This window comes from Acidaminobacter sp. QWL-03, from assembly GCF_058683855.1.
The window spans coordinates 2,165,805-2,188,382 of sequence record NZ_CM178752.1 but is presented as its reverse complement, the minus strand read 5'-3'; the positions used below and the strand labels follow the sequence as shown (position 1 = coordinate 2,188,382).

The window sequence follows — 22,578 nt, the reverse complement described above, 5'->3', positions numbered from 1 at the left end:
TAGCCAATAATGAAAGCAGGTAGGAAAATTTGAACGTTTTATCACTCGTCAAAACACCCAGAGCTAAAGCCATTTTGTATCTGGTGATTGCCTCCGTGCTGTGGAGTACAGGAGGTATGCTGATCAAGCTGGTCGACTGGAATCCTGTCGCAATAGCAGGCACCAGGAGCGGCATTGCAGCATTGGTGATGCTCGCGTTTGTCAGAAAGCCAAAGTTTACTAAGTCCAAAACCCAGTTCGCGGGTGCGGCCTTTTATATGTCAACAGTCATACTTTTCGTCACAGCCAACAAATTGACCACTGCTGCAAACGCAATACTGTTGCAGTATACCGCTCCAATATGGGTGGCTGTACTTGGCACCTGGATCCTGAAAGAAAAGACGCTTCGTGCCGACTGGCTCGCTATCTTCGCGGTCATGGCCGGTATGGTGATGTTCTTTATTGGGGATTTGGGAGGCGGTGCTCTAGCGGGAAATCTGCTCTCTGTACTGTCGGGTTTGTTTCTGGCGCTGACTGTCATTTTTCTGAGGCTTCAGAAAGACGGCTCACAAATAGAAATGACACTGCTGGGCAACATCATGACTTTTTTGGTAGGTATTCCGTTTATTCTCAAAGTTACCCCTGATATTAAGAGCATAGTAGGCCTCCTTCTGTTAGGTGTGTTTCAGCTCGGGATTTCCTACATTTTATTTTCACTGGCAGTTCGTCATGTGAGCGCCCTAGAGGCTATATTGATTCCTGTAATTGAACCTATCCTGAATCCTATCTGGGTCTTCCTCGCGACAGGGGAGAAGCCTGGCGCACTTGCACTGCTGGGTGGTCTGATCGTTGTCCTGGCTGTCACGCTGCGCAGCTTTTATATCAGCAGATTGGGGAAAGTTAAAGAAATTCTGTGACCCGGATGAATAATGGGAAATTGAAATAGAAGGACATTGACGCTTATGTACGGCCGGCTTTTGCCGGTGACTGCTGCGCCAATCTCCTTCTGTTTTTTTTCTGTCTCCAATTATCTTAATGTTTATACGGCAACGGTTTATTCGTCAATAAATATCGCATCGATTTTCCAAACACCATCTTGCTTCAAATAGAGGACGTTTAATGTGTTGAGGCGCTCGTCCGGCTGATCATAGCCGGCATCAAAGATCTCGTAGATCGCGTTATAAGAGGTACCGTCCTGCCAGAAGGCGCGCTGTCTCAAATTCATGGGGCGCTCAGGAATGGTGAATTCAACAGTCCCTTTGCCGTAGAGGCTGACCACATTGTCGTCTTTGACTTCAACGGAGGAGGTAAAGGATTGCAGGGCTGCGGCGTGCTCACCTCGAATAAGGGCATTCAGTGTGCCGTAAAGATTGCTGTCCAGGGTGTTGCGCAGTTCAAGCAGGCTTTCAGTGTCTGAACCCTGAAGGGAGGTCAACTCAGCCTTTAATGTTTCGTTTTCCTCTGACAACTCAATGACCTGGGCTTTCAAAGTATCAATTTCGCTCTGCAAATCAGCGGGCGCTTCTGTTTTATTACACCCGGCGGCGACGAGGATGGCTGCAATCATGACACAGATGAGCAGACTTTTTTTAAACATTTGGCAAACCTCCTGTCTAAACTTATGTGTTCTATGTTACTATTATCTCAAATGTTTCTTATCGAAAAGTTAAGGAAGTGTGAAATTTTGAGTGCCCTTTGGGAGGGGGTCCGAGGATGTTTCTAGCTTGCGCAGAAGTTAAAATGGTTATAGCTGAGTCTTATAGTTTGAAGGATCGAAGACGGGTGATGCAGAGCCTGACTGCGACCATCGGCAAAGCAAATCACTTGGCAGCGGCGGACCTCAGTCCGGATGGGACGTTGAATCTCGGTATTCTTGGGTTGACAGCGATTTCAAGTACGCTTCATCACGCGACTGAGTTACGGGAGACGGCACTGAGAGGACTGGACAGGGACGGCCGGTTTGAAGTGATCAGTATTGTCACAGAGGAAATTAAGGTGGAATCCGGTGAACCGAGGTTGTAAACTTTCGGATGGCGTCGGATCAAGTTAGGGAGGCTTTATTCATGTTTAAAGTGGATATAATTGGGCTGGGCGCAATTGGTGCCGCTTACGGTGCGGTGGCGTCAAAGCTCGGAAACACTGAGATCCGCGTGCTGGTGGACGATTCGAGGTATTCTGTTTATAAGGATAAAATCATTGAAGTAAACGGCGAGCCCTTTCATTTCAAGGCGGCGTCGCCCTCCAACAGGGAAGGGGCCTTTGAGGGACCGGCGGATCTGATGATTATTGCCTGCAAATATCCGGCACTTGATGACGCACTTGAGGTCGCGCGTCAGTTCACTGGCGAAGAAACCTTGGTCATGACGGTATTAAACGGTCTCTTGAGTGAAATCTCAGCTATTGAGATCCTGGGTGAGGCGCGGGTGCTTCATTCTTTCTGTATGGGGATTGACACGGTCAAACACGGTGACAGGGTCGACTACAGAAATATAGGCAGAATTGTATTTGGGGCGGTGCCTCAGGGGCCAGAGGATCCTCGGGTGCTCAAGGCTCAACAAATTCTTGAGGAAGCGGGCATCCCCTATGAAGTGCCTCAAGACGTCCTCGCCATGATGTGGAAGAAATTCATGATCAACGTTTCCGGTAATCAGCTATCTGCGGTTCTGGAACTCAATTACGAGTATTTCCAGGAGGATGAGGATCTGAAGGCGCTGCTTCGGGCAGTTATGGAAGAGGTCGTCGGCCTTGCGCAGCTCAAGGGGATCAATTTGTCAGAAAGTGCCATTGATGAATATCTGAGCAGCGTCAAAAAACATGATCCAAAGGGCAAGACCTCCATGCATCAGGATATCGAGGCCGGCCGCCCGACTGAGGTTGAGCTGTTTTCCGGACATATGCTGAAAATGGGGGAGGAGCTGGGTATTGACCTGCCCTACAACCGTATGCTTTATCATTTGATTCGCATCAAGGAGCGTCAGGTCGGCGCACGGCAATAAAACCATCAGGAAATCAAAGAGGAAATGAGGTCATTCAAAAGCCGGATATCGACTTTTGGATCCCTGATCTCCTCTTTTTTTTCGCGCGTAACCTGGGTTACTGATTTGGGTTGCTTTAGTGTGTTAGTATGTCCTTAGCAAATACGAGTAAAACAGTAGGATATAAATTGGAGGATGACTTCTATGAGTTTATTTTTAGGAAAAGTTCACTTTTGGCTCTACAATAAAATTCTTTGGTTCGAACACCTTGAGGACGCCATTGCTGTTTATGCCGATGGTCGCGGGATCCCAGCCCAGGACTGGAAGCGGGAATTCGAAGCCCTGTACGGCGCATCTACCGGCGGACGCCCTCTGGAAGAGATCATCGATCAAAGCAATATCCACGGATGGCTCCAGGAGCGCATCACCCGTGCTGAATCCAGACAGGCAGCTTTCCTGACGCGCTTGACTTCTCAGTCGACTGACGTATCAGAGGATCTTAAAAAGCTGTTCCACGAGCACGGTCTGACCGCAGGACGCAGCTATGAGGGCAATACGTCCAGCCCTGAAAGCCTGTTTAACGGTCTCAACGATTATATTCTCGACGGCATGCCATGTGACCGCGTGAATCAGATCGTTTCAAGCGAGTCGCACAAGTTTGTCTGGAAAATGATGCAGTGCGTTCACAAACCGGTTTGGGATGCCGTTGGCGGTGATGTGGAACTCTTCTATACACTCCGCCACGAGTGGATTAAAGGCTTTGTCTCCGGTGCCTCGGATCAATATGAATTTGGCGCAAGTGCTGATCAATTGAGATGGATCGAAAGGAAGAGTGCTTAACATGATGCCTTCTGTACTTCTGATGAATGAAGAACACCGCTACATTAAAAGAATGCTGGGCGTCATGCGGGGGTACTGCCAAAAGGTCCTCAGAGGCGAAGAGGTGGCACTTGCAGATTTTCACAGCATGATTGACTTCGTTCGCAATTACGCGGACAAGCACCACCATGGCAAAGAAGAGGACATCTTCTTTGGCTATATGATGGATGAGCTTGGCCTGCTTGCAGAGAAACTGGTCAAGATGGGGATGCTGGTGGAGCATGACCTCGGGAGACTTCTGCTTGCGGACATGGAGGCGGCTCTGAAAAAAGTGGAGGCCGGCGACGAGGCTTCCAAGCTGGACCTGATTTCCAACGCTATGGGTTACACTTACTTGCTGCATCGCCATATCGATAAAGAGGATGGCGTCGTCTTTACTTTTGCTGACCGTGAGTTGTCTCCTGAAGCAAAAGAAGCCATTGAGGCCCGCTATGATGCCTTTGAAGCGACTGAAGAGGCAACTGCGTCACGTGAAAAATATGTGCTGCTTCTGGAAACTTTGGAAGCAAAGCTCCAAGAAATGTAGTGCACAGTTCTCATTTATAAAGCCTGCTCCTCTTTCTGAATTTTCGGAAGGGGGAACAGGCTTTTTTGATTCAGGCAGCGGTGTTGTGAACCGCTGATTAAGGCTTTAAAAGGGTGATGCTCGACCGGTCATAGTCGATCAGGCCGCCACTTTTCATTTGTCTCAGTGTCCTGGAGAGCGAGGTTCTGGATATATCCAAATATTCTGCAAGGGCCTTCTTGGAGATCGCCAGCTGGAGCCGGATCTGTCCACTCTGAAGGTTTTGTCTGAGATAGATCAACACCTTGTCTTCAATGGTTCTGCCGGTTAAATAGTCTATACCTTGTGATAGTGCGAAAGATTTGATAGAGATAGCCATTAGAAGGGAAAGCAATACTTCGCGGTTTGCCATGGCTAACCGGATCAGGGCTTCGGGCTCTATGCGCAGCAGCTTTGAAGGTTTTAGCGCAGACACACCGAAGGGGAAAACCTTCAAGCCTGAAAAAATCAAATTAGCACCAAAAACGTCACCTGTTCCAAATTGGCTGATTCTCGTCAGCCGGCCTTCTTCGTCCATTTTTTCAACCGCGATCTGACCCTCCACAACCACGTCGACTGCAGTGCAGGGATCGCCTGCGAGATAAATCAGCGCGCCTTCATCAAATTTGACATAATGGGCAGTGCCGGTGCTGGTCCACTCGGATAAAACTGCCTCCGGAAGGGCTTGGAGTAAGGAGGGGGGCGTATTTGGCATGACGGATTTCGTCTTTGGCATTGGTGGGCACCTCACAGAAATGGATAGGTCATATAACTCATCTTAATAATCAAATTATATCATACTTTAATTAACGTTCAGAATACCCCCTACCCCTCCCGGGGGAATTATTTTCTCGTTTTCCCAAAATGCTCTGTTCATTTAGGACGAAATAGGGCATAATTAAATGAGAATATATCTCAAAAAGAAATATCTGAAACAGATCAATTATCAGGAGGAACTGCTATGGGAAGGTTGTTCAAGCCCTTTGAACTTAAGTCATTACAACTAAAAAACAGAATCGTCATGCCGCCAATGTGCATGTACAGTGCGAAAAATGGCGTTGCAAACGCGTTTCATGAAACACACTACACCACAAGAGCTATGGGCGGCGCGGGCTTGATTATTGTCGAGGCCACCGGCGTCCTTCCTCAGGGAAGAATTTCGGACCACTGCCTGGGACTGTGGCATGATGAGCAAGGGGATGCCCTTGCAAGAGTGGTGGAACGCGTTCATGCTGCCGGTGCAAAAATTGGTATTCAGCTCATTCACGCCGGACGCAAGTCAACTGTGACAGGCGGCCCGCTTCACGCGCCGTCGCCGGTGCGTTTCAATGAGGAATTTCCTGTGCCTGAGGCTATGACTCCAGAGCAGATCGACGAGGTCGTCGACGCCTACGGGCAGGCCGCTTTACGTGCGCTTAAGGCAGGTTTTGACCTCGTTGAGATCCACGGGGCGCACGGTTATTTGATCAATCAATTCCTCTCGCCACTGACGAACTTCAGGTTGGATCACTATGGTGGAAACGAAGAGAATAGGTTCAGACTTTTGATTGAAGTGGTCAGGTCGGTGCGAAGGTTCTGGCCGGAGAAACTGCCTTTGAGTGTCCGAATTTCTGCTGAAGAATATTCAGAGGGCGGTTTACATGCGGAAGATCTTGCCCGAGGGATTCTGGACGCCAATCTCAAAGATCTGGGCGTGGATCTGCTGCACGTCAGTTCAGGCGGTGTCGTCGCCACAACCGTACAGGATTTTCCGGGATACCAGCTTGAATTTGCCCGGATTATAGGTACTGTAACGGGACTCCCAGTCATCACTGGCGGGCGCATGACGGATCCGATCCATGCGGAGGATGTCCTGGCATTGCCGGGCATTGATCTTGTCTTTTTTGGCAGAGAGCTGCTGAGGAATCCTTATTGGCCGTTGGCAGCTGCTCGAAATCTTGGTGACGAGGTCGTTTGGCCAAAGCAGTATGAACGCGCGAAATATCGATAGGAGGTGCGGGCGTGATTAATCTGGCCCCGGATGTGTCTTATGGTGTGGCGTTTATAGCAGGCCTTCTGTCTTTCTTTTCACCGTGCATCATTCCAATGATTCCGGCGTATCTAATGTATATAACCGGTAGCCAGCTTGACAGTGGAAATCAGGTGACACGTCGTCACGCCTTTCTAAAAACACTGGTTTTCGTGGCGGGATTTACGGTGATTTTCTTGATTATGGGAACGAGTGCCAGCTTTCTGGGAACCTTTTTTGCCAGAAACCGCGTATGGATCCAGAGAATCAGCGGTGTGGTCATCATTCTATTTGGTTTGAATCTCGTTGGAATCTTAAAATTCTCCGGACTGGCGAAGGTCAGCAGATTCAGGACGCACGCAAAGGAGAATTCCTACTCGGGGGCATTTGTTCTTGGGTTGGCCTTTGCAGCGGGTTGGACGCCTTGCTTTGGACCTGTGCTCGCTTCTATATTGCTGTACGCCGGTGCAAGTGGTACGGTTGCGAAGGGATTTATTCTCCTACTGGTTTATTCCCTTGGTATGGCGATTCCGTTTCTGGTTTCTGCCATATTTCTTACTGAAATCAGCGCCTGGATATCGAAATTTGAGAGAGGCGCAGAAAAAATTACAAAGATCGCGGGCTTTATATTAATTCTCTTTGGTATTTTGGTCGCGACGGGCTATATCGTCAAAATTGGCGGCCTGCTGGTTTAGTTTCATAAGGATTAAACGGAATACAGACAAGGAGGAAGAAATGTGATTATAAGATTGAAAAATTTACGGCGACCGGGCTCACTAATGTTCCTGAGTCTGTTATTAATTCTGGTTCTTGCATTTGCCGGCTGCGCACCTCAGGAAGAACCTGCAGAGACTCCTGAGTCGATTGCAGGTGATGGTCAAGGCGGGGTGGCTGAGCCTTCGGATTCGGCTGACGAACCCTACAACAAAGTGATCCCTTTTGAGCTTCCGGATTTGGAAGGCAACCTGGTGTCCATAGCAGACTTTGAAGGAAAGTTTGTCCTGATTAATTTTTGGGCGACCTGGTGTACGTACTGCGATCAGGAGATGCCGGACCTTCAGGCTTTGCAGGATAAATATGGTGATGATCTCGTCGTCTTACTGGTAAATGTGCAGGAAGGCGAAGACGAAATTAAAGCTTATCTTGAGAAGAAGAATCTGACTATGCTGACGGTGCTGGACAAAAAAGGTGAAATTGCGGGGCAGTACAATGTGACAGGAATGCCATCCTCCTACTTTGTGACGCCAGACCAGAGGGTTATTGGTTATGTGGCTGGCATGATGTCTTATGAGACCATGGAGCAATCCCTCAATTATGTCAGAGAGCAGTTTGAAGCGACAAAATAAGGTGAAATCAATTATAAAAGTGCAGGTTGCATGAAAATGCAACTTTGCGCTTTTTCTTTTTCGTTTTGGGAGTAAAAAAAACATGAAGATGCAAGTTTTGAGTCGTGAGTATTCAAATCGCAAAAGTTACAAAAGAATTTCGCGTATCACTAAAACTTATGGTGTGCTCTAAAAGTGCTTAAGAGAAATTTAATAATTAGCCAAAATAAAGGCGTTTATGGCGTTTGGTTATTTGGGTATAAGAAATTCAAATGCAGTAGCCTGGAGGGACACAGCGGTTTTTAGATATAAATAGAAACAAAGAAATTACAATCGTGAATTAAAAAATGCGAATGACTGAATATTGACAACGAAAATGAAACCGTGATAGAATCCATTAAACCCTACTCCGGCCAAAATGCGACCTTCACTCAATCTTGCTGAGGATGCATCCCATGGCTGGTTTTTCATCAGAGGGAACTGAAGAACAACTAATATGAGTAATTTTTAAACCAATAAAGGATGGTGACAATCGTGAAGTTGATCGATTTCGGAAAGCTCGTTTCAAGAGCAGAGGGGCAGAAAAAGGAAAAAGAATATCAGATGCTGATGCTGGATGACTCGAAACTGGACGACGTCATGAAGCTTCAGGATCTGATCTACTCGAATCTTCGTGATAAGGACATTTTTGCAACAGATACCAAAGAAGACTACCTCAAGGACATGAAGCAGGGCGGATTTGTTCTCGGCGTCTACGTCGACAATGAATTGATCTCCTACCGGTATGTCAGCTTCCCGGGCTTAACCGAGAAGAACCTTGGACTGGATCTCGGGATGCCTCCTGAAGTGTTGCTGCATTCCGCCAATTTGGAAACCACAGTCGTTCATCCGGACTTCAGAGGTAACAAGCTTCAAAAAATGACACTTGATTTTGCGGTTGAGCTTATTAAAGAAAAAGGATATTATCACGTGTTTTCAACCGTTTCTCCAAAAAATGTTTTCAGTCTTGCCAACGTCATGTCGGCAGAACTGAAAGTCAAAGGTTTGAAAAAGAAGTATGGCCAAATGCCTGATAACAGCGATGGGAAATGGAGATTCATACTTCACAGGGACCTGCAGGAAGAAGTGTGTGCTGAATACAGCAAACTGATCACTCTCAGCCTGACGGATTTCCGTTCTCAGGTAGAAGCACTCAACGGCGGATATATTGGTCATGAAGTTGATAAGACAGATCAAAAAATTGTCTATGCTGAAAATAACAGCTGCAGTTTAATTCTTCCAAACGAAGGCTTTTCATTATCATAGTAACCGCCTTTTCAGAATTTATTTAGGAAGCTGGCGCGCCGGAGGTCGGATTCAGACTTGCGGGTGCCAGCTTCCTTTTTTCGCAGCTGTGGCGCAAGGCTCAAGATCATGGGATTGTCCAGTGCCTTGATGCCGAATCGTTGAGGATCGGGAAATCTGGATAGCTCTTCCTTTGGAGAAGAGGTGGGAAGGAAGGTCAAAACCGCTTGGGAGCGTGGGTTGAATGCATTTTTTTTATGATTTTTTGTGAAATCCATTGGAAATTTCCCGCCCTGCAAAAGGCTTAAAAAGTCATTCGTCGCATCAATCGCTGTAATTGATGTAAATAATTGGACATTTCCTTTCTAAAAAGCCGTTGACATACGGTGCACGTTGTGTATATTTAGTATTAGTAAACTATAAGGTTAATAGTTCTAATCAAAACGAATTGACCTAGTAAACGTTGCTTTCAAGTTTACTCATACTAAACAAATCGATAAGAACTTCGCGTTCTAAAGGGCTTGGCAATTTTGAGGAAATCTCAAAATGCTTGAAAAAGCTCATTTTTTATGCCGTTATTTCTTGAAATATTTTTAAAAGTGCTCTTTTTTTAATAAATCTTCTCCAGTGGCAGGCGGTCCTTTTAAAACGTCTGGCGGTGGGTAACTACTTATAGAAGAAAAAATCAGGTATAAATCAACCAAGTGGCATCCCACAAGGAGGTTCTCCATGGAACTTTGGTTTACTGAGGAACATACACCTAACGTCAGGTTCAGCCTTAAAGTCCAGGCACATTTATTTTCAGGTGAGAGTGAACATCAGAAAGTGGATGTCATCGACACTGTCGAATTTGGAAAGACGCTGCTGCTGGACGGTTTGATCATGTGCAGCGAAAAAGAGGAGCATACCTACCATGAAATGATGGTTCATGTGCCTATGACTGTATTTCCGGACGCAAAACGGGTTTTGGTCATAGGCGGCGGTGACGGCGGTACCGTCCGCGAGCTTACCCGCTATAAAACTATTGAAAAAATAGATATGGTTGAAATTGACCAGCTGGTCGTTGAAGTTTCAAGAAAGTATTTGCCGACTATGTCCTGCGCGCTGGATGATCCGCGCGTCACTTTATACTTTAGAGACGGCATTGAGTTCGTGAAGGAAAAGGAAGCGGCTTATGACCTCATCTTAGTTGACTCCACCGATCCTATTGGTCCGGGCGAAGGTCTGTTTACAAAGGCGTTTTATGCCGATTGTTATAAAGCGCTTACCGAACATGGGATTCTGATCAATCAAAACGAAAGTCCTTTTTATGAAATCTACCGGCAAAACATGATTAAAGCTGCGGAAAAGACACGGGAAATCTTTGACCTGTCCAGAGTCTATACGTTTTATATCGGCATCTATCCTTCATCGCTCTGGTCTTTCGGATTTTCTTCAAAAGGGTTGGATCCGGTGCTGGATATGCAGCCGGAGAGATTTGAAGCGCTGAATCTGGACATGCATTACTACAATACGGAACTGCATGCCGGCGCATTTATGCTGCCGACGTATGTTAAAAAACTTTTAGAGGAGTAAGAGATGGATAAGTTTATTGCATTCGAATCAACTTTTGAAGATGCCGAGTTGGTGTTGTTCGGAATACCCTATGACGGCACAACCTCGTTTCGTCCCGGAACGCGCTTCGGTCCTCCGGCGGTTCGTCAGGATTCCTTTGGCATAGAAACCTACAGTCCTTATTTTGATCAGGATCTTGAGGACTACAAACTGTGCGATCTTGGTGATATCGAGCTGCCCTTCGGCAACGCCGGCCGTGTGATGGAGACCATTGAAAGTTTCGTACGGCCAATAGCACAGGATGGGAAAAAGATCTTTTCCATCGGCGGAGAGCATTTGGTCACCTATCCTGTTTTTAAAGCCGTTTTTGAGAAATATCCTGACCTGGCGATCATCCATTTGGATGCCCATACGGATTTAAGAGAAGACTATATGGGCGAGAAGCTGTCTCACGCTTCGGTCATCAAGCGGATCTGGGATCACGTGGGTGATGCTTCGATCTACCAGTTCGGCATTCGTTCGGGGTTGAAAGCGGAATTCGAATGGGCGAAATCTCATACTTATCTAGAAAAATTTACTGCGGACACACTTCCGGAGATGGTGAAGCGCATTGGCCAGCGTCCGGTTTATTTAACCATAGATTTAGATGTTTTGGATCCTTCGATATTTTCCGGTACCGGTACACCTGAGCCGGGAGGTCTGTCCTTCAACGCGCTGATTGAAGCACTGAAGGCCATGAAGGGATTGAATATTGTCGCGGCTGACGCGGTTGAGCTGGCGCCTCACTATGATCACAGTGGTGTATCCACAGCTGTGGCGTGCAAGCTGGTCCGTGAAATGGCGCTATTAATGTTGTAAAGGAGTGGAGCAGATGAACCATCATGCAGTGCCTCTGTTTGAGGCTCTGAAAGATTATCATGAAAGGCAGGTCATTCCGTTTGACGTGCCGGGACACAAACACGGTCGCGGGCTCCAGGCGTTTGGTGAGTATTTTGGGGAGAAGGTCCTCCAGCTCGACGTCAATTCCATGAAGTGCCTCGACAACCTTTCCCACCCATCCGGAGTGATCCGGGATGCTGAAGAGCTTCTCGCGGACGCCTACGGCGTCGATTATGGTTTTTTTATGGTCAACGGCACCAGTTCTGCGGTTCAGGCCATGGTCATGAGCATGTGCAAGCCTGGGGAGAAGTTTTTGCTTCCGAGAAACGCCCATAAGTCTGCGATCAATGCGATTATACTGACTGGGGCTGTCCCAGCCTTCATACAGCCGGAGATCAACGTCGAGCTGGGGATAGCTATGGGTGTTACCCTGAAAGCGGTTCAGGAGGGCTTTGAGCGCCATCCGGAGGCCAAGGGTGTCTTTGTCATTAATCCCACTTACTTTGGGGCTGCCTCTGAGCTGAAAGCCATCATTGATTATGCCCATGGCCTCGGAAAAATGGTAGTGGTGGACGAAGCCCACGGCGCGCACTTTCACTTCCATCAGGAACTGCCGGCGTCTGCGGCGAGCTTGGGTGCGGACCTTGCAGCCATCAGCGTGCACAAAACGGGCGGATCATTGACTCAGAGCTCAGCGCTTTTGATTAACGAAGGCCGGATCGACCGTCAAACGGTTCGAACCATGATTAACCTGACACAGACCACCAGCGCGTCCTATCTGCTGATGACCAGCCTGGATATGGCCCGCCGCAACCTGGTGCTGAATGGTCCGGCTATTCTTGGCAACGTGCTCGAAATGGCGAAGGATGCCAAGCGCCGCATCAATGAAATCGATGGCTGCTATGCCTTTGGTTCGGAGTTGATTGGGACACCGGGCGTGTTTAATTTTGACGACACAAAGCTCACGGTCAAGGTGACCGGCCTCGGCCTGACAGGCTTCGAAGTTTATGATCTCTTGAGAGATGAGTACAATATCCAGATGGAGCTCGGAGATGCCAATAATATTCTCGGCATCATGAGCCTTGGTGACACCCAGGAACACGTTGATGCTGTTGTGGATGCCCTCAGGGATCTGAGCAGCCGTTTCTACACCGGCAATCCGCTCAGCTTTGTCAACATCCCAATGACGGTGCCGCAAACAGTGCTGACGCCGCGCGACGCGTTCTACAGCCAGAAAGTTTCTGTCAAACTGCGCGACGCCGTTGGAAAAATAAGCGGGGAGTCTCTGATGGCCTATCCTCCAGGCATTCCAATTGTGACGCCGGGAGAGCTGATCACCTCGGAAATGATTGATTACATTGAATTTTTGAAAGGTCAGAACACTCTGCTGACCGACCTGGCGGACGATACGATAGAACATATCCGCGTGATTTTGTAGCGAAAAAGAAGGCCTGAGGAAGACGCGTGGAACGGGAGCGAGATGTTGATGCCCGAACTGCCCTGTCTTCCTCTTTCTTTAATGAAAATTTAAGGAATTTTAAACACAACCTTAACAGTGAATGGGTATCATGGAAGTGTCAAATGAATCCCCCTTTACTTGACAATCTTCACTCCCAACCCTTTTGGCCCGCAGCGAATTTTTTGCGGGCCGTATGTTTTTTTTGACAGGAAGTAGGAAAGGGGTTTGGTCTCTGAACCTGCGGGTGTTCAAGCTGTTTTTCCCGAATTTTCACCTGCGACCCGAATGACTGCTTTATTCGGTTGACGCAGGGGACAACCAGGTATTAGAATGACAAAGAATAGGGGGATGTCCGGTGAATAGAGAAGAAGAACTGTCGCGGGAGGATGGTCCCATGCGGATAGAAAATGAAGAGCCTTCGCTGAAAGGCGAAAAAGTAGGCGCAGATGCAGAATCAGACACAGGCGCAGATGGTGACCTCAGAGACCTGGAAGACCCGTCTGAGGGGGAATTTCAGGCGGCAGTGGGTGATGAGGAAGAACTGGAAGCGCTCAAAGTTCGGCGAGCCAAGCGTTTAAAACGTGTTGCCTGGATTCTGGTCCTCGCCATAACGGCGGGAGCGGTGGCCGGCGTTCTATCCGGAGGTGCTTTTAGCCGATGGTTTCATGCCAAAACCCAGCCAGGCGCATCATTCGTCCTGGAAGACACCGAGCCCACGTGGGACTTATCCCCCGTCTATAGTGGTCTGGAAGAGGCGGAAGAGGTGTTGGCTAAACTTCAAGGCGAGGTAAGCCTGATGCTGAATGGCGAAACTTCCGCAGATGAGGCATCTCTGGACCGGTTCATGAGGACGGCGGAGCGACTTCAAGTTTACGCCACTCTGATGCGCGACGCGGATTTGGGCAGTGCGGAAGCAAAGGCGTTTCAAACTTCGGTGGACACTTTGGTCAACAAAGTGACGCGTCTCAGTCAAAGTGCGTTGGTCAGTGAGAGCGGACCGTCCATTTTTGAACTTTCCGGTGCCTACGAACGTATTTATCAGAGCTTTAGTCATAGTTACGGCGTTGAATTTGGTGAAGATCCTGACTTGTTCAGCGAAAATGCGGACCGCCGCTATAAGGCGTTTCGGAAATGGGTGGCGCTGCAGGAACCATCGGCAGAAGTCTTTGCAGATATTTATGAGGGTAAGGTCGGATTCAACAATTATTTGGCGCTCATGTACGGGGAAAATCAGGCTTCGGAGGCGTATTTGGCTATGGATGAGTTTTCGCCTGAGGCGTTCAAGCAGCTCATGTCCGTGACGGAGCAGCATCTGATATTGAATCACCGCTGGATCGCCCTCAAGGCAGAGCTGCTGGGACTGGATGGGGCTATGCGTTTTTCGGATTTATTTATGGACTTGCCGCAGGGGTCGGATGAGACTGAGGTCGAGATTGGCGTCGATCAGGCGAGCCAGTATATGCAGCGCATTTTTTCTGTGCTGCCGGACACCGGGCAAACCGTTGTGAAGCGGGCATTTGACGAGGCGTGGATCGATTTTTATCCCAGGGCGGATAAATACGACGGGGCGTATACTTACGGGGCTTATGAGTCCCATCCATACCTGCTCCTTAATTTTACCGGGAATTCGGACAGTCTCGAAGAATTGGCCCATGAGCTTGGACACGCGGTGCATATGACCCTCAGTGCCCAGAATCAGCCTTTTGACACCTATTATGCGGATGTTGCCGCCTCTGAATGGGCAGCCTCAGTGACGGAAATTCTCTATCACGAGGACCGCGTTAGTCGCGCCGAGACGCGGGAAGACAAAATAGCGGCACTGGCGAATTATTTGGATTTCCTGTCGTCGACCTATTTCGATCAGATGCTTGCGACGGAATTCGAAATTGAGTCGCACAGGCTGGCGCAGGCTGGTGAAGATTTGAGCGGTGAATCGCTCAAGGATCTGTGGCGAAACCTGACGGCGAAGTATATGGGACCAGCCTATGAAATCACTGAGATTGACGGCTATGACTGGGTGTCCTATCCCCATCTTTACTGGGATTTTTATATGTACAAGTATGCAACCGGGATCGTGGCGGGGGCACCTTTGGCCCGGGGACTTTTAACTGGTCAGACTGGGGCTGCTGAAAACTGGACGCGCCTGATGACGGCCGGCGGCTCTGCCAGCGGCGCAGCGCTCATGGCTGAAGCCGGCTTTGACTTTGAATCGGAAGAGATCTACAAAAGTTTTTTCTTTCACTGGTCTGAATTGATGGACGAATTGGAGTTATTAGTGAATGCATCTTGAAAGGGATTGTGCTACACTGTGAAAAACACTTAGGAGGCGGCTTATGATTCTTTACTCTGCATATTTCAAAACGGTGAATACTGCGCTGGATGAAGAAATTAGACAGGCACATCTCGACTACATTTACAAATTGATGGATGATGGCGTCATTGTCGCGAAGGGACCATTCACGGATCACAGCGGCGGCTTGATTATTTACAAAGCATCTGATTTTGAAGCGGCGTCGGGCTATGTCATGCAGGATCCGGTCTGTCTTCACGGATCAAGAACGGTTGAAATCAAGGAATGGAAGTCATCGTTGGAAGTTTAAGCAAAGGGTGGCGAGTTTTTTTGTAAAACAAAAAGAAGGTGTCAGACACTAATTTCCGGGGAAATTGGTGTCTGACACCTTCTTCTGTTTCTTGGATGCTACTACAAATCAAAAGCTGATGCGATCATCTGAACCGCTTTGTCGCGGTCATAGGCGTTCAAGGTATAGGATATACTGATCTCTGAAGTCGTGACCTGATAGAAGTCAATGTCGTTCTCTGCGAAGAGGCTGAAGAGGGCGGAGGCGACGCCGGCCTGGCTGACCATGCCTATGCCGACGACTGAGAGTTTGATCACGGAATCGTCAATGACATAGTCGATCGTTGGGAATTCAAGTTTCAGTTTTTCCAAAATCCCTTTGATTTGGAACCTGTCCTGAATCTTAGATGTAAAAGTCAAATTGACAAAGCTGTTGTAAGGTGCCGTCTGGCTGATCATGTCGACCATTATGTTCTCACCGGAGATTGCGGCAAAGATTTTGGCGATATTTTTAGACTCGAAAGGGACTGTATTGACTGTGACCATGAGACAGTCCTCATCCACTGAGATTCCCGTTACCACGCGTTTTTCCATGGATTCATCCAACTCCTTTATCAGTGTGCCGGGATAGTCACCGGTGCTTAGGCCGACAATGACAGGCACTTTGTATTTGTGGGCGAATTCAACAGCGCGCGTCTCTATGACTTTCGCGCCTCGGCTGGCCATCTCCAGCATTTCCTCATAAGAAATACTTTGAAGCTTTCTGGCTTCCGGCAAAATTCGCGGGTCAACGGTATAAATGCCGTCGACGTCTGTAAAGAGTTCACAAGTGCAGCCGAGGGCCGCAGCAAGTGAAACCGCGCTTGTATCCGAACCTCCGCGTCCGAGGGTAGTGATGTCGCCATTCTCGTTGACACCCTGGAAGCCAGCAACGACGACGATCTCGCCTGCGTCAAGGTGCTGGCGGATCCGGTCGGTTTCTATGCGGGAAATGCGGGCTTTGGTGTGCACGTCATCCGTGAAAATACCTGCCTGACGGCCGGTTAGGCCTACTGAGCTGACCCCCAGCGATTTTAGGGCAATACTGAGGAGAGCGACCGACACCTGTTCACCGGTGGCGAGGAGCAGATCCACTTCTCTTCGGTCTGGGGTTTCGCTGATGGATGAAGCCATTTCCAAGAGCTGATCCGTGGTTTGTCCCATGGCTGACAAAACGACAACGAGATCCTGTCCCAGTTTTTTTCTTTCAGCAAGACGCTTCGCAACTGCCTTGATCTGGTCTATTGTTTCGACGGAGGTACCGCCATATTTCAATACATAAGGATTCATTTGGTCGACACTCCTTATCATAGGTCATTTCTGAGTATGTCCTCGTAGGTTTCGCGCTTGACGACAACCTTGGACTTTCCGTTTTCGACGAAGACGACTGCCGGCTTTCTGATCCGGTTATAATTGCTGGCCATGCTGTAATTATAGGCGCCCGTAGAAGCAACCGCAAGGATATCGTTCTGCTTTGGATAAGGCAGCTGGATGGATTTGATCAATATGTCGCCGGATTCGCAGCATTTGCCTCCAATTGTAAAAGTCGTGTCCGGCTCGTCTTTCATACGGTTGGCCAGGGATGCTTCATAGACCGCGTCGTATAGAGCGGTTCGTGGGTTGTCAGTCATGCCGCCATCAACAAAGACAAATTTTCTGCCGCCGTAGGTTTCCTTGGTCGCTGTGACTTTATAAAGCGTTGTTCCGGCGTTGGCGACAATGCTGCGGCCGGGCTCGATCAGCAGCTTCGGAATAGGGAACCGCCGGGATTTGCACTCCGTCTCAACAGCTTCCACCATAGCGGTCAGTGTCTGCTGAAGATCAAGATCGTTGTCGTGCTCAGAGTAGTAGACGCCAAAGCCGCCGCCCATGTTGAGCTCTTTGGTCTCGTAACCGCTGTCAGTGCGGACCTTGTCGATAAATCCAACCATGGACTCGATTGCCTTGACAAAGCTGGTATGATCCAGGATTTGTGATCCAATGTGGTAGTGGAAGCCGCGAAGGTCGAGATAATAGCTTTCATGAATGGCGCGGATGAGATCGTAAATGTTCTCAGAAAATATGGAAACGCCAAATTTTGAGTCGTTATTTGCCGTTTGGATATAGGCATGGGTATGTGCCTCAATCCCGGGATTGACTCTGAGGAGGACCTTGACACGCTTGTCCAGTTCTGCGCAGAGATATTGAAGCATTTCAATTTCAAATTCGTTGTCGACGACAATTGTGCCCACGTTGTATTGAAGGGCGGTGATCAATTCCTCGACGGTTTTGCCATTTCCATGAAAGTAGAGTCTTTCCGGCGGAAATTCAGCTTTCATGGCTGTGAAGAGCTCGCCCCCGGACACGACATCCAGGGAGAGGCCTGCTTCTTTGATCAGGCGACACATAGCCAGAGTCAGAAATGCCTTGGAGGCGTAAATGACCTCAGTTTCTGTCTTTGAGGATTTAAAGGTTTTCAGATAAGTCTCGCAGTTGCTGCGAATCAGTGCGGTATCAAACACATAGAGCGGTGTACCGTACTTTTTAGCCAGAATGACGGCATCACAGCCGCCAATTTCCAGATTGTCCATGTCGTTGATGCGCATGGTCCCCAGTAGTCTCATGATGGTCCTCCTCATATATAGTTCAGGGTACAAAAAAAACAGCCAGAGTAAAAGACTCGGCTGCGAATTATGCGCATGACGATACTTTTACCCCGCGCGTGTCAGCTCGCCTGCCGGAAGCCGGGTTGCTTCCGACAGACAGTGCCATGCTTATTCAGCATGACCCCAGCAAGGACGCTTCGGCAGTGTTCCCTTTCCGGATCCGCGTTCAATGGCGTTTTCCGTACTCTTGTTCACCGCGGCCTCTGGCACGCACTATCTGTTTAATCGATTCAAATTTTCATAATTATACAATGTTAGTTCATCTCTTGTAAAGGAGATTGCCAAAAATATTGCAAATTTTGGTTGTGATTTTCACAAACTTTGTCTAATCTTTGCTTTTAACGTTCACATCTTATAAAAAAATGGATATAATAGTCATCAGATAATAAAATCGAGGAGTGATCTGAGTGATTCAGTCTATTAAAATCAATCTTGAAATGATAGAGAGCATGATCTATTATTGGAAAGCGACCAGTGAAAAACAAAAAGTTGGTGAGCCCTTCATTATTGCAACGGTTTCCAGTCCGCTGATGAAGCCCCTGTATGGCAGTGATTTTACAGAAGAGAGCGCCAGAAAGGTTCTCAGCGCCATTTCCAACCGAGAGATTTTCAAACCGGAAACCAAAGCAGAAGGCCGCTTCTGGAACAACCAAATGTGGATGATGGAAGATCCTGGCGTAATGGAGGCTATGACGGCATCTGTGAAAACGCTGAATCTGGATTATTTAATTCCGGCTCTGGAAACCGAAGAGAATATTGAGCAGTTAGATGTGGTCTTTCTTCCGGGTCACATTGATACGGCGTATAAAGCTGGGAATCATCTCTATGTCAACTTTTTCAAAATTGCAGGCGTGATTGACGGAAATGGCCCTGAAATTGAGGGCGCGCCCCTCAAGGAATTCCTGTTCGCCAAGTTAAAGGAAATGCTCCAAAAGTAGTCGACACGACAAATTCATTTACATAGAAGGAGATTCATCATGCAAAATGAAGTACTCGCCATCGTAGCCGGACGTGAAATCACGCGTCAGGACGTAGAAGATCTCAAAATGCAAATTGGACCGCAGGCCGCAAATTTTCAAGGACCTGAAGGTGAAGCACGCCTAGTGGACGAATTGATTCACCAGGAGCTGTTCTATGCAGAAGCTTTGAATCAAAAGCTTGACCAGTCACCGGCGTTTCTGGAAGACGTCGAGCGCGAAAAAGTCAACCTTTTAAAGCGCTTCGCCATTCGGAATCTCCTGGATGCCGTTGAAGTGAGCGAAGAGGAGCTTCAAGCATTTTACAATGAGAATCCAAAGGCATTTGAGACTGAGGGCGGCGTTCGCGCGAGACATATCCTCGTTCCGTCACTTGAATCAGCTGAGGAAATTGCAGCATCCATTAAGAACGGACAAGATTTTGCAGAGGCGGCAAAAGCGCACTCCATGTGTCCTTCCAAAGAACAAGGCGGGGACCTTGGCAAGTTTGGCAAGGGTCAAATGGTGCCTGAGTTCGAAGACGCTGCATTTACGCTTGCCATTGGTGAACTGAGTTCGCCGGTTCAAACTCAATTTGGATACCATTTGATCGAAGTGACAGAGCGTGACGAAGTGGGCAGAATGTCACTTGAAGAGGTCAGAGATGACCTTCACCGTGAATTGGTCATGAGAAAGCAGTCCAGTGTTTACATGAATCATGTGAACGCGCTCAAGGCATCTTATCCTATAGAGCGAAAATAGACCACTTGCGGAACCCCTGTCGACCACAGGGGTTCCAAACGTTTGTTTAATGATCCGGGAGGACAGTAATGGGAGAAAAAACGATTAGAAACTTCGAGGCCGGTGAAGAAGTCCAGGGATTTTTCCTAATTAGGAGCCTGAATCTGAAGACGTCGACCAACAATAAAAAATATCTTGATTTTACAATTTCTGACAACTCGGGAGAAATCAACTCTAAGTACTGGGACTTGCCGGATGATTTGGTCGGAATGTTCAAGGTCGGGGATGTCGTCAAAATTCGTGGCACCGTAACGAGCTGGCAGAATTCTCTTCAGATGAAAGTGACCAAGATGCGGCTCAGCGAGCCGGCTGATGAAGTTAAGGTAGAAATGCTCGTCCAGAGCGCGCCTGAATCCAGTGCGTCCATGATGCTGGAGCTTAGGGGCTATATAGCTGAAATTGAAAAAGAGAAGCTGCGCGAACTGGTGGAGCGAATTATAGGGCTGTATGCGGACAAGTTTGAAATTTATCCTGCCGCAAAGAAACATCATCATTCCATTCGTTCGGGACTGCTGTATCATGTGCTAAGAATGCTTAGAAGCGCTAAAGTTCTAAGCGGGATCTATGGAAATCTGGATAAGGATCTTCTGTATGCTGGCGTAATTCTGCATGACATTGAGAAGATCAACGAAATGGAAGCGGATGAGCTCGGGATTGTCAGTGCCTATTCCTTTGAAGGTCAAGTGCTGGGACACATTATCATGGGCATCAAGAAAATAGATGCTGTCGCTGAGGAAATTGGTTTGGAGCGTGAGATTTCACTGCTGCTTCAGCATTTAATTCTGACCCACCACTACGAGCCGGAGTATGGAAGCCCTAAAAAGCCGAGTATTCCCGAAGGGGAGCTGCTCCATTATCTGGATATGATCGATGCGCGCATGTATGACATGGCTAAGGCAATCGACGGCATTGCGCCGGGGACTTTCAGCGATGGGGTTCAATCCATTGATTACAGGAGAGTCTATAAGCCATCTTATGCAGTAGGGGAGGAAGAGTAAGCATGATTGAAGTCGCAGCTGCTTTATCTGCCGCGTTTGGCATGGGTACGGATCTATCCTCAATAGGGTGGAACGCGCTGATCGCTGCGGGTATTGTCTTCGTTTTTGTGGCAGGTCACAGGCTCCTTGAGAAACTGCTGTTCAAAATTTTACGCGTTGTGGCGAAAAAAATGAATAGCGAAGTTTATGAGTCGATTGTAAAAGCATTTGAAAAACCGTTAAAGTATCTGTTTGCTTTTTTAGGCCTCTACCTGGCTTACAAGTATTTGATGATCCAGTATCTCCCGCTGGCAGCGGCTTCCGGATTCGTGGACAAGCTTATGCGCGTGGTCGTGATATTAACTATGGCGACGGGCTTCTACAATCTGGACAGGGTGTACTCGAGCGTGCTCTTCAAGTTGGACGATCGTTTGAATCTTGGATCGACCGTGCTCGTGAAGCAGCTGACGGTCAAAGTGATTCGAACGCTGATCATGGTACTTGCCATTGGCATGGCAGCAAGTGAGTTCTTTGACGTCAACGGCTTTATCGCCGGACTGGGCATAGCGGGCCTTGCCTTTGCCATGGCGGCCAAAGATACACTGGGCAACATGATCGCGGGAATGACGCTGATTATGGACCGGCCATATGACATTGGGGAATGGATCTCCTGCAGCGGCGTAGAAGGTGAAGTTGAGGAATTGTCTTTTCGAAGTACGAGAATCAGAACGGCGACGAAAGAGGTTGTCGTGGTGCCCAATTCCATTATGGCCAACAATCCAATCTCAAACTTCACACGCAGGGGAATTCGACGCCTCCGGTTTACTTTGGGTGTGACTTACGATGCAGGGCCTGAGGATCTTGAAAACCTCAGAGATAAAATCCTCAGCTATTTTGACACTGAGGACATGGTATTGCCGGATGGCCAGATCGTTCGCTTCGATCAATTTGGCGCCAGCAGCCTGGATGTTTTAGTGAACTGCTTCATCAACACCAATGATCTGGCCCTCTTCTTTGAAATCAGGGAGAGGATTCAGCTGAATGTTATGAAGATCATGAAAGAAGTCGGCACATCGCCGGCATTTCCGAGTCTCAGTGTCTATATGGAGATGGTTGAGGCTAAGTAAACATAAAGGGACCAAGTCATTAACGGCTTTTCCGCTAATGACTTGGTCCCTTTTTCTTTCTAATACCTAGGCGCCGCAGCACTTTTTGTATTTCTTGCCGCTGCCGCATGGGCATGGATCATTCCTGCCAATTTTGGCATCTTTGACCACGGTCTTCGACTTGTTGAACTCTTTTTTGATCTCCTTGCGCTTCTCTTCAGAAAAGATGTCTTCCCAGGCAGGCAAGTTATAGAGCCATTCTGCCTTTGCGTCGAGCATATTGAAATAGAGTTTTTCAAAATCCACTTCTGCATCAATAGCAGTGGTTTCTTCCAGGTCTTCCAAAGTCACTGCCTCGATGAGACTCGTATTGATCCCGTCCAGGAAGCCGGCAAAAGTAACAGCATCCATGTCATATGCTTCTGCGAGTTCTGAAATAGTGCCTGTGAGCTTGGTATTCTTTTCACCCAGCATTTTTTCGTAGTTGTGCTGCTCCTTGAGGAGGTACCCCTGCCAGAAGGACTGATGCTCCTTTTCGCTGCGTTCTTGTGCGGCGAGTGCTTCCCATGCTTCGTATAATTTCAAGCTTA

At 48.1% G+C, this 22,578-nt stretch carries 24 protein-coding genes and 1 riboswitch; of the genes, 18 read left to right on the top strand and 6 right to left on the bottom strand.

Translation table 11 applies throughout. The features are described from left to right. The first annotated feature begins 29 nt into the window (after positions 1–29). On the top strand, positions 30–896 hold the full coding sequence (locus AC4PHM_RS10150; protein WP_492017700.1) for a DMT family transporter: 867 nt from the start codon (positions 30–32) through the stop codon (positions 894–896). A 137-nt stretch (positions 897–1,033) separates the two neighbouring features. Here AC4PHM_RS10150 and AC4PHM_RS10145 read toward each other — a convergent pair whose 3' ends face one another. Then, positions 1,034–1,576, bottom strand: a complete 543-nt coding sequence (locus AC4PHM_RS10145; protein WP_492017699.1) for a hypothetical protein — start codon at positions 1,574–1,576, stop codon at positions 1,034–1,036. Positions 1,577–1,692: 116 nt separating this feature from the next. Between AC4PHM_RS10145 and AC4PHM_RS10140 the strand changes: the two genes are divergently transcribed. From AC4PHM_RS10140 to AC4PHM_RS10125, 4 genes are all read left to right on the top strand, one after another. Beyond that, on the top strand, positions 1,693–2,001 hold the full coding sequence (locus AC4PHM_RS10140) for a DUF503 family protein (protein WP_492017698.1): 309 nt from the start codon (positions 1,693–1,695) through the stop codon (positions 1,999–2,001). 41 nt (positions 2,002–2,042) lie between these two features. Continuing rightward, the gene (locus AC4PHM_RS10135; protein WP_492017697.1) at positions 2,043–2,975 is read left to right on the top strand and encodes a ketopantoate reductase family protein; all 933 of its coding nucleotides are present in this window, start codon (positions 2,043–2,045) and stop codon (positions 2,973–2,975) included. Between the two features lie 183 nt (positions 2,976–3,158). Further along, positions 3,159–3,794: a hypothetical protein gene (locus tag AC4PHM_RS10130; protein WP_492017696.1), complete on the top strand. Its 636-nt coding sequence runs from the start codon at positions 3,159–3,161 to the stop codon at positions 3,792–3,794. 1 nt (position 3,795) lies between these two features. Next, complete coding sequence (locus AC4PHM_RS10125) at positions 3,796–4,359, top strand: hemerythrin domain-containing protein (RefSeq protein WP_492017695.1); 564 nt, start codon at positions 3,796–3,798, stop codon at positions 4,357–4,359. A gap of 97 nt (positions 4,360–4,456) precedes the next feature. On the opposite strand, the gene AC4PHM_RS10120 is transcribed toward AC4PHM_RS10125, so the two are convergent. Further along, positions 4,457–5,113 (bottom strand): Crp/Fnr family transcriptional regulator, encoded by a 657-nt coding sequence (locus AC4PHM_RS10120; RefSeq protein WP_492017694.1) that lies wholly within the window; start codon positions 5,111–5,113, stop codon positions 4,457–4,459. A 225-nt stretch (positions 5,114–5,338) separates the two neighbouring features. Here AC4PHM_RS10120 and AC4PHM_RS10115 point away from each other — a divergent pair, with 225 nt between their 5' ends. The 4 genes from AC4PHM_RS10115 (at position 5,339) to AC4PHM_RS10100 (ending at position 9,015) form a co-directional block, all read left to right on the top strand. Further along, positions 5,339–6,367, top strand: a complete 1,029-nt coding sequence (locus AC4PHM_RS10115) for an NADH:flavin oxidoreductase/NADH oxidase (protein ID WP_492017693.1) — start codon at positions 5,339–5,341, stop codon at positions 6,365–6,367. Positions 6,368–6,378: 11 nt separating this feature from the next. Beyond that, positions 6,379–7,080: a cytochrome c biogenesis CcdA family protein gene (locus tag AC4PHM_RS10110; protein ID WP_492017692.1), complete on the top strand. Its 702-nt coding sequence runs from the start codon at positions 6,379–6,381 to the stop codon at positions 7,078–7,080. 42 nt (positions 7,081–7,122) lie between these two features. Next, positions 7,123–7,731 (top strand): TlpA family protein disulfide reductase, encoded by a 609-nt coding sequence (locus tag AC4PHM_RS10105; protein ID WP_492017691.1) that lies wholly within the window; start codon positions 7,123–7,125, stop codon positions 7,729–7,731. Between the two features lie 513 nt (positions 7,732–8,244). Next, positions 8,245–9,015: a hypothetical protein gene (locus tag AC4PHM_RS10100; RefSeq protein WP_492017690.1), complete on the top strand. Its 771-nt coding sequence runs from the start codon at positions 8,245–8,247 to the stop codon at positions 9,013–9,015. A gap of 11 nt (positions 9,016–9,026) precedes the next feature. Here the strand turns inward: AC4PHM_RS10100 and AC4PHM_RS10095 are convergent, their stop codons facing one another. Further along, positions 9,027–9,272: a hypothetical protein gene (locus AC4PHM_RS10095; RefSeq protein ID WP_492017689.1), complete on the bottom strand. Its 246-nt coding sequence runs from the start codon at positions 9,270–9,272 to the stop codon at positions 9,027–9,029. Between the two features lie 451 nt (positions 9,273–9,723). Between AC4PHM_RS10095 and speE the strand changes: the two genes are divergently transcribed. The 5 genes from speE (at position 9,724) to AC4PHM_RS10070 (ending at position 15,486) form a co-directional block, all read left to right on the top strand. Then, entirely contained in the window at positions 9,724–10,569 is an 846-nt protein-coding gene (gene speE / locus AC4PHM_RS10090; protein ID WP_492017688.1) for a polyamine aminopropyltransferase, read from the top strand. Between the two features lie 3 nt (positions 10,570–10,572). Continuing rightward, complete coding sequence (gene speB / locus AC4PHM_RS10085; protein ID WP_492017687.1) at positions 10,573–11,406, top strand: agmatinase; 834 nt, start codon at positions 10,573–10,575, stop codon at positions 11,404–11,406. A 13-nt stretch (positions 11,407–11,419) separates the two neighbouring features. Then, positions 11,420–12,865 carry an aminotransferase class I/II-fold pyridoxal phosphate-dependent enzyme gene (locus AC4PHM_RS10080; protein ID WP_492017686.1) on the top strand — a complete coding sequence of 482 codons (1,446 nt, stop codon included), beginning with the start codon at positions 11,420–11,422 and terminating at the stop codon, positions 12,863–12,865. A 376-nt stretch (positions 12,866–13,241) separates the two neighbouring features. Beyond that, entirely contained in the window at positions 13,242–15,176 is a 1,935-nt protein-coding gene (locus tag AC4PHM_RS10075; RefSeq protein ID WP_492017685.1) for a M3 family oligoendopeptidase, read from the top strand. A gap of 43 nt (positions 15,177–15,219) precedes the next feature. Then, a complete protein-coding gene (locus tag AC4PHM_RS10070) occupies positions 15,220–15,486 on the top strand; it encodes a YciI family protein (protein WP_492017684.1) in 267 nt (88 codons plus the stop codon). Positions 15,487–15,587: 101 nt separating this feature from the next. Here the strand turns inward: AC4PHM_RS10070 and AC4PHM_RS10065 are convergent, their stop codons facing one another. Together AC4PHM_RS10065 and lysA are read right to left on the bottom strand one after the other, a co-directional pair. Continuing rightward, complete coding sequence (locus AC4PHM_RS10065) at positions 15,588–16,793, bottom strand: aspartate kinase (RefSeq protein WP_492017683.1); 1,206 nt, start codon at positions 16,791–16,793, stop codon at positions 15,588–15,590. A 17-nt stretch (positions 16,794–16,810) separates the two neighbouring features. Then, positions 16,811–18,106: a diaminopimelate decarboxylase gene (lysA, locus tag AC4PHM_RS10060; RefSeq protein ID WP_492017682.1), complete on the bottom strand. Its 1,296-nt coding sequence runs from the start codon at positions 18,104–18,106 to the stop codon at positions 16,811–16,813. A gap of 94 nt (positions 18,107–18,200) precedes the next feature. Further along, positions 18,201–18,362, bottom strand: a riboswitch (Lysine riboswitch). Between the two features lie 193 nt (positions 18,363–18,555). Between lysA and AC4PHM_RS10055 the strand changes: the two genes are divergently transcribed. The 4 genes from AC4PHM_RS10055 (at position 18,556) to AC4PHM_RS10040 (ending at position 22,009) form a co-directional block, all read left to right on the top strand. Next, positions 18,556–19,086, top strand: coding sequence for a TDE2712 family protein (locus tag AC4PHM_RS10055; protein ID WP_492017681.1), 531 nt, complete (start codon positions 18,556–18,558; stop codon positions 19,084–19,086). 39 nt (positions 19,087–19,125) lie between these two features. After that, complete coding sequence (locus AC4PHM_RS10050; protein WP_492017680.1) at positions 19,126–19,866, top strand: peptidylprolyl isomerase; 741 nt, start codon at positions 19,126–19,128, stop codon at positions 19,864–19,866. A 68-nt stretch (positions 19,867–19,934) separates the two neighbouring features. Continuing rightward, positions 19,935–20,903, top strand: coding sequence for a 3'-5' exoribonuclease YhaM family protein (locus AC4PHM_RS10045; protein WP_492017679.1), 969 nt, complete (start codon positions 19,935–19,937; stop codon positions 20,901–20,903). A gap of 2 nt (positions 20,904–20,905) precedes the next feature. Further along, positions 20,906–22,009, top strand: coding sequence for a mechanosensitive ion channel family protein (locus tag AC4PHM_RS10040; RefSeq protein WP_492017678.1), 1,104 nt, complete (start codon positions 20,906–20,908; stop codon positions 22,007–22,009). Positions 22,010–22,075: 66 nt separating this feature from the next. On the opposite strand, the gene AC4PHM_RS10035 is transcribed toward AC4PHM_RS10040, so the two are convergent. Then, positions 22,076–22,573 (bottom strand): SEC-C metal-binding domain-containing protein, encoded by a 498-nt coding sequence (locus AC4PHM_RS10035; RefSeq protein ID WP_492017677.1) that lies wholly within the window; start codon positions 22,571–22,573, stop codon positions 22,076–22,078. Positions 22,574–22,578 lie beyond the last annotated feature (5 nt).